Origin of the sequence: Caulobacter sp. FWC26 (assembly GCF_002742645.2) — a bacterium.
In the GTDB taxonomy this organism is placed as follows: Bacteria; Pseudomonadota; Alphaproteobacteria; order Caulobacterales; family Caulobacteraceae; genus Caulobacter.
This window is the reverse complement of record NZ_CP033875.1, coordinates 3,119,557-3,135,988: the sequence shown is the minus strand read 5'-3', so window position 1 is coordinate 3,135,988 and position 16,432 is coordinate 3,119,557. Positions and strand designations below refer to the sequence as shown.

At 65.3% G+C, this 16,432-nt stretch carries 15 protein-coding genes and 1 tRNA gene; 7 read left to right on the top strand and 9 right to left on the bottom strand.

What is annotated here, in order from left to right:
• Positions 1-12: 12 nt before the first annotated feature.
• Complete coding sequence (locus CSW63_RS16515) at positions 13-1,089, top strand: tyrosine-protein phosphatase (protein ID WP_168193676.1); 1,077 nt, start codon at positions 13-15, stop codon at positions 1,087-1,089.
• A 78-nt stretch (positions 1,090-1,167) separates the two neighbouring features.
• Here the strand turns inward: CSW63_RS16515 and CSW63_RS16510 are convergent, their stop codons facing one another.
• Positions 1,168-2,991 carry an ATP-binding protein gene (locus CSW63_RS16510; RefSeq protein ID WP_082749799.1) on the bottom strand — a complete coding sequence of 608 codons (1,824 nt, stop codon included), beginning with the start codon at positions 2,989-2,991 and terminating at the stop codon, positions 1,168-1,170.
• 243 nt (positions 2,992-3,234) lie between these two features.
• Complete coding sequence (locus CSW63_RS16505; RefSeq protein ID WP_062099791.1) at positions 3,235-4,122, bottom strand: LysR family transcriptional regulator; 888 nt, start codon at positions 4,120-4,122, stop codon at positions 3,235-3,237.
• Between the two features lie 106 nt (positions 4,123-4,228).
• Between CSW63_RS16505 and CSW63_RS16500 the strand changes: the two genes are divergently transcribed.
• Positions 4,229-5,419 (top strand): MFS transporter, encoded by a 1,191-nt coding sequence (locus CSW63_RS16500; protein ID WP_082749797.1) that lies wholly within the window; start codon positions 4,229-4,231, stop codon positions 5,417-5,419.
• Between the two features lie 65 nt (positions 5,420-5,484).
• Here the strand turns inward: CSW63_RS16500 and CSW63_RS16495 are convergent, their stop codons facing one another.
• The 5 genes from CSW63_RS16495 to CSW63_RS16475 form a co-directional block, all read right to left on the bottom strand.
• On the bottom strand, positions 5,485-5,829 hold the full coding sequence (locus CSW63_RS16495; RefSeq protein WP_062099789.1) for a hypothetical protein: 345 nt from the start codon (positions 5,827-5,829) through the stop codon (positions 5,485-5,487).
• Positions 5,830-5,958: 129 nt separating this feature from the next.
• Positions 5,959-7,152, bottom strand: a complete 1,194-nt coding sequence (locus CSW63_RS16490; protein WP_062099788.1) for a benzoate/H(+) symporter BenE family transporter — start codon at positions 7,150-7,152, stop codon at positions 5,959-5,961.
• A gap of 117 nt (positions 7,153-7,269) precedes the next feature.
• Positions 7,270-8,064, bottom strand: coding sequence for an alpha/beta fold hydrolase (locus CSW63_RS16485; protein WP_062099787.1), 795 nt, complete (start codon positions 8,062-8,064; stop codon positions 7,270-7,272).
• A 298-nt stretch (positions 8,065-8,362) separates the two neighbouring features.
• Complete coding sequence (locus tag CSW63_RS16480) at positions 8,363-9,139, bottom strand: SDR family oxidoreductase (RefSeq protein ID WP_099503245.1); 777 nt, start codon at positions 9,137-9,139, stop codon at positions 8,363-8,365.
• Entirely contained in the window at positions 9,136-9,465 is a 330-nt protein-coding gene (locus CSW63_RS16475) for a nuclear transport factor 2 family protein (RefSeq protein ID WP_062096207.1), read from the bottom strand. The genes CSW63_RS16480 and CSW63_RS16475 overlap by 4 nt, the downstream gene beginning before the upstream one ends.
• A gap of 149 nt (positions 9,466-9,614) precedes the next feature.
• Between CSW63_RS16475 and CSW63_RS16470 the strand changes: the two genes are divergently transcribed.
• Positions 9,615-10,517, top strand: coding sequence for a LysR family transcriptional regulator (locus tag CSW63_RS16470; protein WP_062096209.1), 903 nt, complete (start codon positions 9,615-9,617; stop codon positions 10,515-10,517).
• 197 nt (positions 10,518-10,714) lie between these two features.
• On the opposite strand, the gene CSW63_RS16465 is transcribed toward CSW63_RS16470, so the two are convergent.
• Both CSW63_RS16465 and CSW63_RS16460 read right to left on the bottom strand, forming a co-directional pair.
• Positions 10,715-10,789, bottom strand: a tRNA-Val gene (locus tag CSW63_RS16465).
• Between the two features lie 46 nt (positions 10,790-10,835).
• Positions 10,836-11,549, bottom strand: coding sequence for a phosphoglycolate phosphatase (locus CSW63_RS16460; RefSeq protein WP_062096211.1), 714 nt, complete (start codon positions 11,547-11,549; stop codon positions 10,836-10,838).
• Between the two features lie 69 nt (positions 11,550-11,618).
• Here CSW63_RS16460 and glmU point away from each other — a divergent pair, with 69 nt between their 5' ends.
• The 4 genes from glmU to CSW63_RS16440 are packed head-to-tail and all read left to right on the top strand — an operon-like array spanning position 11,619 to position 16,350.
• The gene (glmU, locus tag CSW63_RS16455) at positions 11,619-13,007 is read left to right on the top strand and encodes a bifunctional UDP-N-acetylglucosamine diphosphorylase/glucosamine-1-phosphate N-acetyltransferase GlmU (protein ID WP_099503247.1); all 1,389 of its coding nucleotides are present in this window, start codon (positions 11,619-11,621) and stop codon (positions 13,005-13,007) included.
• Complete coding sequence (gene rpiA / locus CSW63_RS16450) at positions 13,004-13,687, top strand: ribose-5-phosphate isomerase RpiA (RefSeq protein ID WP_062099133.1); 684 nt, start codon at positions 13,004-13,006, stop codon at positions 13,685-13,687. The genes glmU and rpiA overlap by 4 nt, the downstream gene beginning before the upstream one ends.
• 42 nt (positions 13,688-13,729) lie before the next feature.
• Positions 13,730-15,130, top strand: a complete 1,401-nt coding sequence (gene gor / locus CSW63_RS16445; protein WP_062099135.1) for a glutathione-disulfide reductase — start codon at positions 13,730-13,732, stop codon at positions 15,128-15,130.
• A complete protein-coding gene (locus tag CSW63_RS16440; protein ID WP_062099137.1) occupies positions 15,127-16,350 on the top strand; it encodes an O-antigen ligase in 1,224 nt (407 codons plus the stop codon). Before gor ends, CSW63_RS16440 begins: the two co-directional genes overlap by 4 nt.
• The last annotated feature ends 82 nt before the right edge of the window (positions 16,351-16,432 follow it).

Here is a 16,432-nt window from a genome sequence, read left to right as displayed (position 1 = left end):
GGAGCGCTGAACGTGGATCGCCGTCTCTTTCTCTCCGCCGCCGGCGCTTGGGCGCTCGCGCCCGCCGCGCGCGCGGCTGTCATCCTGGACGCCAAGGTCGCGCGCACCGCACCCGGAGCCGTGCGGCTTGATTGGACGGGCGCCAGGGCTGTCTCGGTCTTCGTGTCCGCCGACCCGGCGGCCGCCAAGCCCGCCATGCGCGCGTTGAAGACGGCCGCTGGCGCGACCGCCGAACTCGGCGCGCCGGTGTCGCCAAGACCCTATTTCCTGGTGACGGCGGCGGATGGTCGCCAGACCCGGGTGGCCGAGCGCCTGTTGCCGCTGGAAGGCGGCCGCAATTTCCGCGACCTCGGCGGCTGGCGGACCGCTGATGGACGTCAGGTCAAATGGGGCAAGATCTATCGCTCCGGCGTGATGAGCGGACTAACCCTGGCCGACTTCGCCTATCTGTCGAAGCTGGGTGTGACCACCATATGCGATCTGCGAAGCCCGCAGGAGCGCGCGAGCGAGCCCAGTCCGTTCCTCAAAGCGGGCGGAGCAAAGGTGATCGCCACGGACTACGACATGAGCGCTTCGATGGCCGCGTTCGCGAAGCTGTCGAACCGCGAAGAGGCTATCCAGGGCTTTGCAGACGCCTATGTCACGTTCCTGGACATGTTGACGCCGCACTACACGGACATGTTCGCCCGCCTCGTCGCCAACGAGGGACCGCTGACCTTCAACTGCAGCGCAGGCAAGGACCGCACAGGCATGGCGTCGGCCCTGATCCTGTCCGTGCTGGGCGTGCCGCGTGAAACGGTGCTGCAGGACTACGCTTTGACCGAGGTCTATACGCCGCCGTCCTACTACATCCAGCAGATGCGCCAGTCCGGTGCGAGCACCAGCGGCGTCTCAGCCCAGCAAGCCCAGGCGCTCGCCAAGCTGCCGCCCGAGGTTCTGCAGGTCATCATGGGGTCCGATCCCGAGGTCATGCGCCGCGCTCTGGCGACCATCGACACCCGGTTCGGCGGACCGATCGCCCTGTCCAAGGCTCGCTTTGGCCTGACCGATGCGTCGGTCGGCAAGCTGCGGAGAGCGTATCTCGTCTGACATGCCCGGGGCGGCGGTCCTCTCGACCCAGGAGCGTTCAGGTCCGCTGTCGGAGGACGGTCGCGCCTTCCGAAACGCTCATGAGGTTTGAGGCTCGGCCGCCCCGTCGCCAGTCTTCACACACGCGCTAATCGCGGCCGCGAGTTGGCGAATGTCGATTGGCTTGGCGACAACCGCGTTCGCGCCGCCCCTCCGATAACGTTCGACCTGTTCAGGCAAGGTGTTGGCGGTCAGGGCGATGATCGGCGTGGGCGCGACGCCTGCGTCGGTTTCCTTGCGCCGGATTTCCGTGATGGCGGCTTCTCCGTCCAGAACCGGCATCTGCACGTCCATCAGCACCAGATCCCAAAGTTCCGCCTCGAAGGCTTGAAGCACTTGTGCGCCATCCTCCACCAAGACGGCGTTCAAGCCGAGCTGTGACAGGATTTCGGCGAGCACCGTGCGATTGACCGCATTGTCTTCGGCCACGAGCACTCGCAGTCCAGATGGGGCGCTTGGCGCTGGATCATGTACGGCGGAGGGGGCTTGTTCGGTGGGGGCGACCGCGATCCTCAAAGGCAGGCTGACCGTAAAGGCCGAGCCGACACCCAAGGTGCTTTCGACTGAGATGTCGCCGCCCATCAGACGCACGAGCTCTCGGCTGATGGTCAAGCCAAGGCCGGTGCCGCCATAGGTGGCGGCGGTCGAGCGCTCGGCCTGGGCGTAGGCCTGGAAGACGCGGCTCAGCGCATCGGGCGTCATACCCGCGCCCGTGTCGGTGACGGTCAGCAGAAGCGTGTCGTCGATACGGCGGGACCGGATCGTAACGGCGCCCGTAGGGGTGAACTTCAGCGCGTTGCCGACCAGATTCATCAGCACTTGTCGCAGTCGCAAAGGGTCGCCCAGGACGAAGGCGGGGGTCTCATCGTCGAGGTCCAGGATCAAGGCCAGGCCCTTGCTCTCGGCTACGCCCGCGAAGGTGGCCTTCACGCGCCGCAGGGTGTCATTCAGGCAGAAGGCGGTCTCGTCCAGCTTGATCTTACCAGCCTCGATCTTCGAGTAGTCCAAAGCGTCGTTGAGAAGCTCCAGCAGCGATCGCCCGCTCTCCTGCAAGGCCTGGAGCCTGGCTTGCTGCTCGGGGACCAGGGGGTGACGCGACATGATCTCCGCCATGCCCAGCACCCCGTTCAGCGGCGTGCGGATCTCGTGGCTCATGATCGCCAGCAGTTGGGATTTCGCGCGACTGGCTTCATGGGACGCACGCGCCTTCTCAAGAGCCAGGGTCCGATCACGGCGGTCCAGACGTTGGGTCAGAGCCTGCACGCGCGCGGCGGCCAGGGTCACGCCCAGAAGCCCCAGGCCTGTCACCCAGAGAAGGATGGTGGCCGACCGGTTCGCCGTCTCCAGGTTTCGGAGGCTCTCGGCAAGGTCCTGCTGTTGCCCGTCACGAAGGGCTGTCTGGGCGTCGCTCAACGCAAACAGCGCGGCAAGTTCGCGCGCAGAGGGGCGTGCTGGAGATCCCAACACGGCCAGTTTCTCACGGTCGGGAAGGGCCGAGACCGCGCTGATCGCCAGCTCCAGTTGCTTCACCTGAGCGCTTCGCGCCGTATCGTGTTCGTAGAGTTGAGCCAGTCGTCGCAGCGCGCGATCACGCGTCTGGATGATCTCGTTGCGCCCGCCCTGTGGTCGCTCTGTCTCGTCAATACGTCTCTGATGATCCGCCGCGTAAGTGTTGTCGAAGACCGTGTCAGCGACGGCGATGCCCTCGAAGGCGGTTTCAATTCGTCCTTGAGCGACATCGACACTGTGCTGCGAGAATGCGCCCAGGACGACACAGAACAGGCACGCCAATGGACCGGCGATGAGGGGCGCGCGGGAGCGCCGGAGTCTCGACCAGCGAACCAAGCGTCGAAATTGAAGCATACTGTTCTTTCGGCTGTCTGGTCTGAATTAGACGAAAGGAGGTGATTTGAGGTAACTGATCTCGGGTTTACGGGAGCCGAAAATGCCGCCCGGCGCCGTTAGGCGCGCCCCTTGCGGCTAGGGAATCGATTGCATCGTGTGATCTATCAATTCTGATTCGGAGTTTAGATTAATCAGCTGTCGCGGCCGCTGTAACAGCATTCTCTACAACTTGCGCTTTTGGGCCTTATGCTGCCTCTATCGTCAGAGTTTCTTCTGGGCTCGCAGGTGCGCTTGGAAGGCCTCGACGAACAACCGGACCTTGGCCGGCACGAAGCGGGTGGTGGGATAGACCCCCCACACCGATTGCGTCGGGATGACGACGTCGCTGGGGGTAATTTCAATCAGACGGTGACTGGCGAGGTCATCCTGAACGTTCCAAGCTGAGAGACGAACGATGCCCAGGCCCTCGATCGCGGCCTGTTGCAGCGCCTCGAAACTGTCGGCGACAAAGCGTCCTGAAACACGCTGTTGCACCGGCTTGCCGCCGCGCTCAAAAGTCCACTGGGTCATACCGGGCAGCAGCAGGCATTCGTGTGCGGCGAGGTCGGTCATGATCTCGGGCGTTCCGCGCCGCTCAAGATAGCCAGGCGAGGCGTAAAGACCACGCGGATTATCCGCCAAGCGGCGGGCCACGAGCGTGCTGTCGCGCATCGGGCCGATCCTCAAGGCCAGGTCGATGCCTTGAGCGGCGATGTCGACAATCCCGTCGGTCAGCAGCAACTCCGCGCGCAGATCGGGATTGTCGCGCAGGAAGCTCGCCATCATCGGGGTGACGATCTTGCGCCCAAACGGCACCGAGGCGGTGATGCGCAACAATCCCGATGCGCCGGCCTTAGCCGGGCGGACCGCCGCGCGACCTTCGGCCTCTTGCTCGAGCATGGCTTGAGCGTGCGGCAGAAGGGCTTCGCCCTCAGGCGTCAGAGACAACGAACGCGTGGTCCGATGAACCAGGCGTACGGAGAGCTCGGCTTCTAGCGCCGCCAGTCGACGTGAGGCGGCCATGGGGCTGACACCGAGGCGACGCCCTGCAGCGGCTAGGCTACCGGCCTGAGCGGCTTCGACGAACACAGCCAGGTCAGCGAGGTCCATTATATCGAAATCCGTTGTGGCGGTTTCTCTTATCGCATCACTACTGCGCGATGCAGAGATAATCCATGTCCTTCCCGCAGCGCGCAAAGGTTGCGGGAGACTTTTTATGAGGATGTTCGCTCAATCACCGGTCCGGTCGGTCGGACAAAGCCTGGGCAAGGGTTTGACCTTTACGATGGCGGTGGCGGCCGGCGTCGCCGTGGCCAACATTTACTACAGCCAGCCCATGTTGGGCTTGATGCAGCGTGACCTGCGCAGTGGATTGGCGGGGCTCATTCCGACCGTGACGCAGTTGGGTTACGCGGCGGGGCTCTTCTTTCTGGCGCCGTTGGGGGATCTGTTCGAACGCAGGCGCCTGATCGTCGTCCAGTTCTTGGTTCTGACGCTGGCCCTGATCGCCGCCGCTGCGGCGCCCAGCGCGGCCTTGATCATCTTGGCGTCCTTGATCGTGGGCGCGGCCGCCACCGTGGCTCAGCAGGTCGTGCCCTTCGCCGCGCATCTGGCGCGGCCCGAGCGGCGCGGCGTCGTGGTTGGGGCAGTGATGTCGGGCGTGCTGTGCGGTATTCTGCTGAGCCGCACCCTTGCGGGGTTCGTGGCCGCGCACGCCGGCTGGCGCGAGATGTTCTGGTTGGCCGCGCCCTTGGCTTTTGCCGTCGGCCTCTGGATGGCCGTCCGCCTGCCGGTCAGCAAGCCCGAGACCGATCTGACCTACGCCGCATTGTTGCGGTCGCTCGTCCAGCTGTGGTCGGCGCTTCCGGGGTTGCGCCTGGCCGCGATCACCCAGGCCCTGCTGTTCGCCGCGTTCAGCGCCTTCTGGACCATCCTGGCCCTTCGCCTCCAGCAGCCGCCATTCGGACTGGGCGCCGATGTCGCGGGGCTGTTCGGGTTGGTCGGGGCTGTCGGGGTCCTGACCGCTCCGATCGCCGGGAGGATCGCCGATAACCACGGGCCACGCGCCATGATCGTGCTAGGCGCGGTCCACGCTCTCGTCGCCTGGGCGGTCTTCGGGCTGTGGAGCTCGCTCGCCGGCCTCGTCTTTGGGGTCATCCTTCTGGATTTCGGCGTACAGAGCGCGTTGATCTCCAATCAACATGTCGTCTACGCCCTCCGTCCGGAAGCCAGGGCGCGATTGAATACGATCTTCATGGGCGCGATGTTTCTGGGCGGCGCGACCGGCTCCGCCGCCGCCACGCAACTCTGGTCCTGGGGAGGATGGGCCGCAGTCTCCGCCCTCGGCGGCGGGCTCGCGGCGATCGCCACGGGTCTGCAGCTGGCCAAAATGAAGGAAAAGGTATGAGAGGCTGGAAGAGGAAATGGGGGGATACGACAGGTGTTAAACCTGTGACACCTCGTTGAATGACCCTAAATCTGCATGAAATCCAGAGTCTTAACGATGCGGCGCTCCGTGTCGGCTTGGCTAGGCTCGCCTGGCCGGACATCCTTGTGCGTGATGACCTGAAATGGAGAAGAAAGCCGCGCATGCCGAGAGTTTCGTCGTGTCCAACTCCGATACTTGGTGCGTTCGTGGCGGTCGGCCTGCTGTTGTTGGTCTAGCCCGGCGATGGTCTCGCCCAGACCGCCGCCACGGCGCGGACGACGACGCGAAGCGACCAGACCGCCGCGGTCCTTCGCTGGCGTATCGTTCCGCCGCACCACGAAACCATCAAGGCCTATGTCGATGCGGGCGCGAAAGAGACCAAGGCCCATGTCCTCACCGAGAGGAAAAGATCTGAAACATCGACGGCGCGCTTGTAGGCCCGCCACCACTCGGCCCGTTCCTGCCCGGGGGGGGCGGGGGGAGCTCTGGGTTTCAGCCGTAACCGATGGTCAGTCGGCCTAGGTCTTGGACGCCTTGCCCGTCGACGATTGTGGACGCAGGAGCGCTCTGGCCCCCAGGGCGAAGAAGCCGGCCGTCAGGCCCCAGAACGCCGAGCCTACGCCAAACAGCGTTAGCCCGGAGGCCGTGGCCAGAAAGGTGACGATCGCCGGATCGCGGTCGGCGGTCGGCGCCAGCATCCCTTCGATCGCGCCCAGCAGGGCCGGGATCAAGGCCAGTCCCGTCAAGGCCGCTATGACGGTGTGCGGCAAGCTCAAGAAGGCGCCGACCAGGAACGGCGAGAACAGCGCCAAAAGAAGGTAGAAGCCGGCGTAGATCACCCCGACAGCCCATCGCCGCGTCGCGTCGGGATGAGCTTCCGGATTGGTGCAGATGGCCGCCGTGATCGCCGCCAGATTCACCCCGTGCGCCCCGAAGGGCGCGGCCAGCAGGGACGCCAAGCCGACGCCGGCCAAGAGCGGGCGCGCCGGCGGGCGATAGCCGGCTGAGCGCAGCACCACGAGGCCAGGCAGGTTCTGCGAGACCAGGGTCACCAGGAAAAGCGGCAGGGCGAGACTGACGATCGCTGCGGGCTGAAAGACCGGCGTTTGAGCGGCCAGCATCCCCAGGACATGGCCCGAGGACGGCCAGGAAAGGCCGCCGCGCGTCAGGGTGAGCGCAACCCCGGCCATCAGAGCCAGCAGCATCGCATAGAGCGGAGCGCGCTGCCGAGCCGCGAGGAAGACCGCCAGGATCAGGCCGACCAGAACCGGGTCCACCGTGGCCGTGCGAAAGAGAGTCAGGCAGAACGGCAAAAGGACACCAGCCAGCATGGCGGAGGCGACGGCGCTCGGAATCCGTTCGGCCAGTCGACCCAAGGCCGGAATCAGGCCGAGCACGATCGCCAGCAGGGCCGAGATGACGAAAACGCCGAGGGCGACAGGCCATGAAATGTCAGCGGTGGTTCCCGCCAGCAGCGCCGCGCCGGGCGTCGACCAGGCCAGTACGACGGGCATCCGCAGGCCCAGCGACAATGCCCCACCGGCAAGGCCGATGGACAGGCAAAGGGCGGTGACAGCCGAGCCTGTTTGTTCGGCGCTCGCGCCCAGCACCTGCATGGCCTGAACGACCAGCGCAACCGTTCCGCCGAACCCGATCAAGGTGGCGATCAGGGCGGAGGACCAAGCGGTGATGGGGAGGGTTCTGAAGGCCATGGGTCTCGTCGCATAGCAGGATAGCCGCAACCGCTTCCAGCCGCCTCATGGGCGCAGCCGCCAGCGCGGACGGCGCGGTGGCGGCTGGCTCAACGAACGTCGAGATGGGTGTTTGCCTTACTTCTTTTTGCGGAACGCGGTCTTGGCGGCCGTGTCGATCACATCGGCCACCGCGTCAGGGCGGCTCAGGAAGACGACGTGGCTGCCCTTTATCTCCACGGCTTCAGCGCCGATGCGGATGGCGGTCTTGCGCAACAGCTTCGGATCGATGGCGCCGTCCTCGGTCGCCACGACGAACCAACTGGGCTTCACGCGCCAAGCGGCGTTTGTGACCTTGTCGCCGAAGGCTGACATGGCGATCGGGACCTGGGAGTCGCGCATGAAGGCCGCGTCGGCGTCGCTGATATCGGCGGCGAAGCCCGACTTGAACTTGGCCAGATTGACGAAGCCGAAGCCGTCGGCCTGCGGCTCGATGACGAAACCGGCAGGAGCAGGGATCTCGGCGAACTGGTCGCCGGTGGACTCGCCGGTGTCCGGCGCCAGGGCGGCGACATAAACCAGGCCCGCGACCTTGGGGTCGGCGCCGGCCTCGGTGATCACCGTGCCGCCGTAGGAGTGGCCGACCAGGATAGTGGGACCGTCCTGGCGGGCCAGCACGCGGCGGGTGGCGGCGACGTCGTCGGCCAGCGAGGTGAGCGGGTTCTGAACGATGCTGACCTTGTAGCCCTGGGCGGTCAGGCGGTCGTAGACCCCGCGCCAGCCGGAACCGTCGGCGAAGGCGCCGTGGACCAGGACGACGTTGCGAACGGTCGGAGCGTGTGCGCCATGCGAGGCTTCGGTCTGAGCGTGCGCTGCGCCGGCGAGACCGGTCAAAGTGACAGCGACAAGGATGTTGCGAGCTTGACGGATCATTGGAGCTTTCCTTCGTAAAAGCGAGTCGACATTTATTGTTGGAATAAAAATTATCGCGATAATTATCTTTTAGTGGTGGCTTAGGTCGCTGTCCAGAGAAATTTATCGCGATATGTTTTTCGAAAAGGCCCCATACGAGGCGCCCGGAGACGACCACGAGCGCCTGCGCCTCAACGATGAAACCAAGGTCTGAGCGTTAAGGAGCCGCATCTAGGGCTGCATTGGGGTCTGAGGCGCCGGCGACTCCGAATCCCCAGGTCGAGTAGCGACCGGCGAGGTCCTTGATCAATTGAGGTGCTCAGACGGTGGGGATCGTGCCGCCGTCGATGACATACTCCGCGCCGTGAATGGCCAAGGCGCGGTCTGAAGCCAGGAACGCAATCAGTTCGGCGACCTCTTCGGGCTTGGCCGGCCGGCCAAGCGGAATGCCGCCAAGGGCGGTCAGGATGCTTTGTTTGGCCTCGTCGAGGGTTCCGCCCGTGCTGTCGGCTATCCGGCGCATCAGGTCCTCGGCCGCCTCGGTGTGGATCCACCCTGGCGACACGACATTGACCCGCACGCCCCTGGGCCCGACCTCCTTGGAAAGGGCCTTGCTGTAGGTGGTGAGGGCGGCTTTGGCGGCGGCGTAGGCCGTGGTCGACTCCGGAAGAGGCAGCGTCCTCTGGATAGACGACACGTGGACGACCGCGCCGCGTCCGCGCGACAGCATCTGCGGTAAGAGCGCCCGATCCAGACGCACCGCGGTCATCAGATTGAGGTCGAGCTCCGCAGCCCAGTGCGCGTCGGACAGCGCTGAAAAACCGCCGCCGGGCGAGGACGACCCGCCCAGGACGTGGATGAGAACATCGACGCCGCCGAAGCGTTCGATTGCAGCCTCTGCCAGTTGGCTCGCGCCATGCGGTGTCGTCAGGTCGACTTGCACGACAGAGGCGCCGGCGGGGGCGTTGGCGGCGCTGCGAGCGGCGGTGATGACGCTCGCCCCGCCTCGCAGCAGGCGTTCGACCGTCGCGCGTCCCGCGCCCTTAGTGCCGGCGGTGACCACGGCGCGAACGCCTTCGAAGTCGACGAGGTTCATGGCGTGATCTCCAGGTCGGCGATCTGCTCGTCCGCGAGAACAAAGAAGTAGCGCAGATCCGTAGGGCTGCCGGGGAAGTCGCCGGTGAGGCGGGCGGTCACGACGATCCGGCCCTTGTCGACGGCGATCGCGAACGGTTCGACGCTGTAGGTGTACTTTTTAGACGACTGTTCTTTCCATCGCCGGATGGAGTCTCGCCCCACATAGGTGTTGCGCTCGTCGCGCACGATCGCTCCGCCGGTAAAGCACTGGGCGATCGCGTCTGCGTCCTTGCTTTTGTCGGTGTCGAAGTACCGGGCGATGGGAGGGGGCAAATTGATGGTCATGACAGCTCCTTTCTCGTAGGCGGGGCGCCGGTCCAGGGACCGTTTCCTTTTAAGTCGGTTTCACGCGCGGCCGATGAGTTCAAATAGCGCTGGACCAGTATCCATATAATCGGGACAAATCGGCATGTGGTGTTGTGCTGGAGGGGACAATGGAGCGCCTCAAGCTCATCGAGCTGGAAGCCGTGCTGGCCATCGCTCGCAAAGGGTCCTTCCGGGCGGGTGCGCTGGACTTGGGCTTATCGGCGACTGCTTTGAGCAACACGGTCGCCAAGCTCGAACAACGGCTTGGCGTGCGAGTGTTTCATCGCACGACCCGCAGTGTGTCGCTGACGGACGCGGGGCGCGCGTTCGTCGCGCAACTGCGCCCGGCGGTGCAAAGTATCCATGACGCTGTGGAGGCGGCGCGCTCGCAGCAGGATACGCCGTCCGGAATGCTGCGCATCAATGCTTTCCCGAGCGCCGCGCGGGAGATTTTTGAGCCGTTGATCCTGGACTTCGTACGCAGTTATCCCCAGGTGCACGTGGATCTGGTCACGGAGGGCAAGCTGGTCGACATCGTCGCGGATGGCTTCGATTTTGGCCTTCGACGCGCCGATCTGGTTCCGAGCGACATGATCGCCCTGCCTCTGGGCGTCCCGCGCGGCCACGCCGTCGTCGCCTCGCCCGACTACCTAACCGAACCGCCGCGTGTTCCGGCGGATCTGCTGAACCATCCGTGTATTCGGGTTCGGCTGCCCAACGGCGCGCTGCTTCGCTGGGGGTTTGAAAAGGCGGGCGAAGTCATCCACCTCGATCCCGAAGGGCCCCTGACCCTCGATGAAACAAGTCTCGTGCGCGCCGCTGTCCTGGGCGGCATGGGCATAGGCTACCTGATGGAGGCCGATGTCGGCGAAGACATCGCCGCTGGCCGAATGGTCCGGTTGCTGGCGGACTGGACCCCGCCGATTGCGCCGCTTTGCCTCTACTATTCAGGCCGTAGAAATGCTTCGGCCGCGTTCAGGGCGTTGGTTCAAACCGCGCGACGGTACGCCTCGCGCCAAACGCCGGCATAGCAAGGCTCTTCTTCATCCCACCAAGAGCTGACGCCGCAACGGGAACATGAAGAGGAGGGGCCCACTGCGGTTAGTCGGCAAATCCCTCACGCGCGGCGTACGAAACCATCGCTTCTGGCAAATAGCTGGCAAGCAAAACCAAACGCCGCTCGGCATCGGGCTGTTGGTAGCCAATATCTTGATTTTATCGAGGAAAATGGTGGATGCGACAGGGATTGAACCTGTGACCCCCTCGGTGTGAACGAGGTGCTCTCCCGCTGAGCTACGCATCCGCCGTGTGGAGGGCCCCGGAGGGACCGATCCGCGAGAGGACGGGGGCTATAGCCCGGTGTTCGGCGCGGGGCAAGAGGCCAAAAGCGTCATGCAGGCCTTGGGCACGTCCAAAAAGCTGTGGATGACCAGATCAGCACCCAGGGTCTCGACGGGATCCTCGGTATAGCCGAAAGACACCAGCACGCCTGGGACCCCCGCGTTGCGGGCGCCGAGCGCGTCGTTGACGCTGTCGCCGATCATCACGGCGCGGGTCACGTCTCCGCCCACGGCCGCGACGGCGGCGGCGACGTGGCGGCCGTCCGGTTTGGCGGCGGGCGCCAGATCCGCGCCGATCACCGCCTCGAAGTAGGGGGACAGCGCCACGGCGTCGAGCAGCGCCACTGACAGGTTGGTGAGCTTGTTGGTGCAAACCACGAGCTTCGCGCCGGCGGCCTTAAGGTCGGTCAGGACCTCGATCACGCCGGGAAAGGGCGCGCTCTCGTCGGCGATGCGGCCAAGATAGACGTCGATGAAGCGCTGGACGAGCGCGGGCGCGTGCTCGGTGTCGAGCGGCGCGCCGGCCGCCGCGAAGCCTCGCTCCAGCAAGGCGCGTGCGCCCCGGCCCACCATCAGGCGCACATCGTCAAAGGGCAATGGCGGTAGTGACTCTTGGGCGAGGATCGTGTTCAGCGCGCCTACAAGGTCGGGCGCGGTATCCACCAGCGTCCCGTCGAGATCAAAGGCGATGGTCGCCCCGTTCAGGTCATGAAGCGTGTTCATAGGTCTGGCGTTTCGGCCAATTGCCCGGCTAATGCAACTTTGGTTCGCCTCCAGGGAGTCGCGAGAGCCATGACCGTCCCCGCCCCCAAGTCCCCCCGCCCGCGCGCCGCCGTCATCCTGGCTGCGGGGCAGGGCACGCGGATGAAGTCGCCGACGCCAAAGGTGCTGCACAAGTTGGCGGGGCGGACCCTGCTGGACCACGCCATCGACGCCGCCCAGGGGCTGGGATGCGAGCGCATTGTCGTCGTGGTCGGCGCCCACAGCCCTCAGGTCGGCGAGAGCGTGCGCAAGCGTCTTGGCCCCCACGCCACGGTCGTCCAGGATCCGCCGCTCGGAACGGGCCATGCGGTTCTGGCGGCCAAGGAGGCCTTGGCCGACTTCGAGGGCGACGTCGTCGTCACCTATGCCGACTGTCCGCTGACGACCGCGCCGGTGATCGCGCCGCTGTTCGATCTGATCTCCAACGGCGCGCATGTCGCGGTTCTGGGCTTCGAGGCGCAGAACCCGACGGGCTATGGCCGACTCATCCTGGCGCCGGGTCATGTGTTGCTGCGGATCGTCGAGGAGAAGGAAGCCGATCTCGCAACCAAGCAGGTCAAGCACTGCAACTCCGGCGTTCTGGCGGCCGATCGTGCGGTCTTATTCGACCTGCTCGCCAACGTCCGCAACGACAACGCCAAGGGTGAATACTACCTGACCGACGTCGTCGGCTTGGCGCATGAGCGCCACCTATCGACCCGCGCGGCCTTCGCGCCCGAAGCTTCGGTTCAGGGGGTCAACGCCCAGACGGAGCTCGCCGCCGCCGAGGCCGTCTGGCAACAGAACCGTCGCAAGGCGCTGATGATCGAGGGCGTGACGATGCCGGCTCCGGAAACGGTGCATCTGGCCTGGGACACGCAGATCGCCGGCGGTGCGGTGGTCGAGCCGTTCGTGGTGTTCGGTCCCGGCGTCAGCGTCGCCAGCGGCGCTGTGATCAAGGCCTTCAGCCATCTTGAGGGCGCTTCGGTGGGCGAGGGAGCCTTGATCGGTCCCTACGCCCGTCTGCGGCCCGGCGCCGAGATCGGCGCCGAGGCCCACATCGGCAACTTCGTCGAGGTCAAGAAGGTCAAGGTCGGCGCGGGCGCCAAGGCCAACCATCTCAGCTATCTGGGCGATGGTTCGGTCGGCGAGAAGGCCAATATCGGGGCCGGCACGATCTTCTGCAACTATGACGGCTTCGACAAGTTCGAGACCCATGTGGGCAAGGGGGCCTTTATCGGCTCCAACAGCGCCCTAGTTGCGCCCGTGCGCGTCGGCGACGGCGCCATGACCGGCTCGGGATCGGTGATCACCAAGGACGTCGAGGACGGGGCTTTGGCCCTGTCGCGCGCCGACCAGACCAGCAAGGCCGGTTGGGCCACCAAGTTCCGGGCGATCAAGCAGGCCCAGAAGGACAAGAAGAAGGACAAGAAGGCATGAGCGCCGACGACCAGAAGCGCATTTCGGGCGAAGCCGCCGCCGAGCTTGTCGAGAACGGCATGGTGGTCGGTCTGGGCACCGGCTCCACGGCAGCCTGGTTCGTCAAGGCGCTGGCCGCTCGCGGCCTGAAAGACATTCGCGGCGTGCCGACCTCGGACGCCACCGCCGCCCTGGCCCGTGAGCTCGGCATCCCGCTGGCGGCGCTCGACGACGTGACGACCGTCGATCTGACTGTGGACGGCGCCGACGAAATCGGCCCTGGCCTGTCGCTGATCAAGGGCGGCGGTGCTGCGCTGCTGCGCGAAAAACTGGTCTGGGAAGCCTCCAGCCGCTGCGTCGTGATCGCCGATGCGGCCAAGCGCGTGCCGGCCCTGGGCAAGTTCCCGCTGCCGATCGAGGTGGTGCGCTTCGGCCACGTTCATACGGGCCATCGCCTGGCCGATATCGCCGCTGAATTCGATCTGCCGCCGCCGCGCCTGCGCACGGCCGAACGCGGCATGGTGGTCACCGACGGCGGCAACCTGATTTACGACATGGCGTCGGGAAAGATCGACGATCCGACGGCGCTGGCTGCAGCGCTGAAGAGCGTGACTGGCGTCGTCGATCACGGCCTGTTCCTCGACCTCGCCGACGAGGCCTTGGTGGGCACGGACGAGGGCGTGGTGCGCCTGCAGCCCTGACGTCCTACATAAGCCGACCCGTTTTGCTTCCGGAGGCCGCTGATGGCTGACTACGACTTCGACCTCTTTGTCATCGGCGCGGGTTCCGGCGGCGTGCGGGCCGCGCGGCTCGCGGCGCTGAGCGGCGCCAAGGTGGCCGTGGCGGAGGAGTACCGTGTGGGCGGCACGTGCGTGATCCGCGGCTGCGTGCCCAAGAAGTTCATGGTCTACGCCAGCGAGGTCACCAGCCAGCTGAAGACGGCCAAGGGCTATGGCTGGACGATCGACGACGCCCGGTTCGACTGGAAGACCTTCCTGCATGAAAAGGACGTCGAGATAGCCCGTCTGTCCGGCATCTACGTGACCAATCTCCAGAAGGCCGGTGCGCATCTGCTGCACGGGCGCGCCCAGATCGTCGACGCCCATACCGTCGAGGTCCTACCTAAGGACGGCAGCGACGATGCGGGAACCTACACCGCCCGAAAGATTCTGGTCGCCACTGGCGGACGTCCGGTGCGCCCCGATTTCCCGGGAGCGGAGCTGGGGATCACCTCGGACGAGGCGTTCCACATGCCGACGCTGCCCAAGAGCGTACTGGTCGTTGGCGGCGGCTATATCGCCGTGGAGTTCGCGGGCATCTTCGCCGGTCTCGGCGTTCAGACCACCCTGCTTTACCGGGGCGCTAACATCCTGCGCGGTTTTGACGACGACGTGCGGATGCACCTGGCCGACGAACTGGAGAAGCGTGGGATCAAGGTCGTCCTGGGCTGCTCGCACAAGAGCATCGAGAAGCTGGAAGATGGGCGACTGCTCAGCACGCTGAGCAACGACCTGACTTTCGAGACCGAGGCTGTGATGTTCGCCACCGGTCGCGAACCCTACGTCCAGGGGCTTGGACTGGAGAAGGCCGGCGTAAAGCTGAACGACAAGGGCGCGATCGCGGTCGACAAGTACTCCAAGACCAATGTCGACAGCATCTGGGCCGTGGGCGACGTCACCGACCGGATCAATCTGACGCCGGTGGCGATCCGCGAGGGCGCGGCCTTCGCCCAGACAGAGTTCTACGGCAATCCGACCACCTTCGATCATGACCTGGTCGCCTCGGCTGTCTTCTCGCAGCCGCCGGTCGGCGCGGTAGGCATGAGCGAGGCCGAGGCGCGGCAGGCGTTCGGCAAGGTCGACATCTATCGTTCCGTCTTCCGCCCGATGAAGGTCACCTTCTACGGCGGGCAGGAGCGATGCCTGATCAAGCTGGTGGTCAAGCAGGACGATGAGCGGATTGTCGGCGTCCATGTGGTCGGCCCCGACTCGCCCGAGATCATCCAGATGGCTGCGATCGCAGTGAAGATGGGCGTGACCAAGCCGCAGTGGGACTCCACCTGCGCGGTCCACCCGACCCTGGCCGAGGAATTGGTGACGATGCGCGAGAAGTACATTCCGGCCGAAGTCGGCGGGATTGGATGATCCTGGCGAGCGTTCCTGAGCGGCGGACCCGATGGTTGGGCGCGCTTGCCGTCTTCGCGATGGTGATGACGCCGCTCGTCGGTTACCTGATCCCGCTCTGGTACGCGGCCTTGCTGAGTTTGGTCGGCCTCCTGGCGGCGCCCACGCTGGTAAGGTCGAGGCCGCCGCTGCTGCCTGTATTGGCGTTGATCGTCCTTGTCGGGTGGGCCCTGCTGAGTCTCAACTGGAGCCCGGCCGCGCCTCATCTGGCGGACCTTCGGCGCGGCAAGGACCTTGAGAAGTTCACCGCGCTGAAGCTGGTGTTTCAGCTGGCGCTGTATGGCTCCGCCGTCGCCGCCTTGTCGCAGATGTCCGCACGCTCGGCGCGCTTGGCAGGGCGTGTGATGCTGGCCGGTGTGGCGCTTTTGGCGGTCATAACCTGCGTCGATGGCGTGCTGAAGGCCGCTATTTATCAGGGGTTGCACAACCTTACCGAGGAACCGATCCGTCCCGACCTCGCCGTCGTGAAGGTCTCGCAGGCGACCTACCCGGCGATCCTGCTCTTCTGGCCATGCGTGCGAATTCTGGACGCCTGGTCGTTTCGCGGGCGCAATCTCGTGATCGCGCTGATGGCGGCTTGCATCGTCGCTGGCGCACACCTTACGGGCGCTGATGCGCCGGTCGCGGCTCTGCTTCTGGGCGGCGTCGCCTGGCTTGGAACGCGGCTGACCGGCAAGCCCTTCGTGCGCGCGTTGATCCCGGTGGTGTCGGCCCTGTTCATCTTCGCGCCGCTGGTGGTGCTATGGGGCGTGCGTTCGGGACTCTTTGCCTGGCTGCACCAGATCGCGCCCCCGTCGTGGGATCATCGCCTGAACATCTGGGCGTTCACCGCCGACAAGATCGTTGATCACGCCTTGCGGGGCTGGGGTATCGACGCCAGCCGCACCTTCGGCCCCGCCATTCCCTTGCACACGCACAACGCGGCGCTGCAGCTCTGGCTGGAGCTTGGATCGATGGGCGCTGCGCTCGCCGCCGCGTTTTTCGCCTGGATCATCTACCGCATCGTCGCTTGGACAGGCGAAAGTCGGCGGGACGGCGCCATGGCGGCGGCGGCGACCGTCTCCTATCTTGTCATCGGCGGGCTGAGCTTCGGCGTCTGGCAGGAATGGTGGATGGCCCTCGGTGCGCTAACCGCCATTGCATGCGCTGTGGCGCAAAAATCGAGCGCGTTGCGTGTGTAGTCTGGAAACGAATGTTCTTTGTGGGGCAGATGGTGGGCGCTGTTCGCATGATTTTGCCTTTTCCGTTGTTCTGCGGTATCTA

Bases quoted from the DNA above. Each gene is read 5' to 3' on its own strand.
- CSW63_RS16510 (WP_082749799.1), bottom strand. From the start codon at position 2,991: ATGCTTCAATTTCGACGCTTGGTTCGCTGGTCGAGACTCCGGCGCTCC.
- CSW63_RS16505 (WP_062099791.1), bottom strand. From the start codon at position 4,122: ATGGACCTCGCTGACCTGGCTGTGTTCGTCGAAGCCGCTCAGGCCGGT.
- CSW63_RS16500 (WP_082749797.1), top strand. From the start codon at position 4,229: ATGAGGATGTTCGCTCAATCACCGGTCCGGTCGGTCGGACAAAGCCTG.
- CSW63_RS16495 (WP_062099789.1), bottom strand. From the start codon at position 5,829: ATGGGCCTTGGTCTCTTTCGCGCCCGCATCGACATAGGCCTTGATGGT.
- CSW63_RS16490 (WP_062099788.1), bottom strand. From the start codon at position 7,152: ATGGCCTTCAGAACCCTCCCCATCACCGCTTGGTCCTCCGCCCTGATC.
- CSW63_RS16485 (WP_062099787.1), bottom strand. From the start codon at position 8,064: ATGATCCGTCAAGCTCGCAACATCCTTGTCGCTGTCACTTTGACCGGT.
- CSW63_RS16480 (WP_099503245.1), bottom strand. From the start codon at position 9,139: ATGAACCTCGTCGACTTCGAAGGCGTTCGCGCCGTGGTCACCGCCGGC.
- CSW63_RS16475 (WP_062096207.1), bottom strand. From the start codon at position 9,465: ATGACCATCAATTTGCCCCCTCCCATCGCCCGGTACTTCGACACCGAC.
- CSW63_RS16470 (WP_062096209.1), top strand. From the start codon at position 9,615: ATGGAGCGCCTCAAGCTCATCGAGCTGGAAGCCGTGCTGGCCATCGCT.
- CSW63_RS16460 (WP_062096211.1), bottom strand. From the start codon at position 11,549: ATGAACACGCTTCATGACCTGAACGGGGCGACCATCGCCTTTGATCTC.
- glmU (WP_099503247.1), top strand. From the start codon at position 11,619: ATGACCGTCCCCGCCCCCAAGTCCCCCCGCCCGCGCGCCGCCGTCATC.
- rpiA (WP_062099133.1), top strand. From the start codon at position 13,004: ATGAGCGCCGACGACCAGAAGCGCATTTCGGGCGAAGCCGCCGCCGAG.
- gor (WP_062099135.1), top strand. From the start codon at position 13,730: ATGGCTGACTACGACTTCGACCTCTTTGTCATCGGCGCGGGTTCCGGC.
- CSW63_RS16440 (WP_062099137.1), top strand. From the start codon at position 15,127: ATGATCCTGGCGAGCGTTCCTGAGCGGCGGACCCGATGGTTGGGCGCG.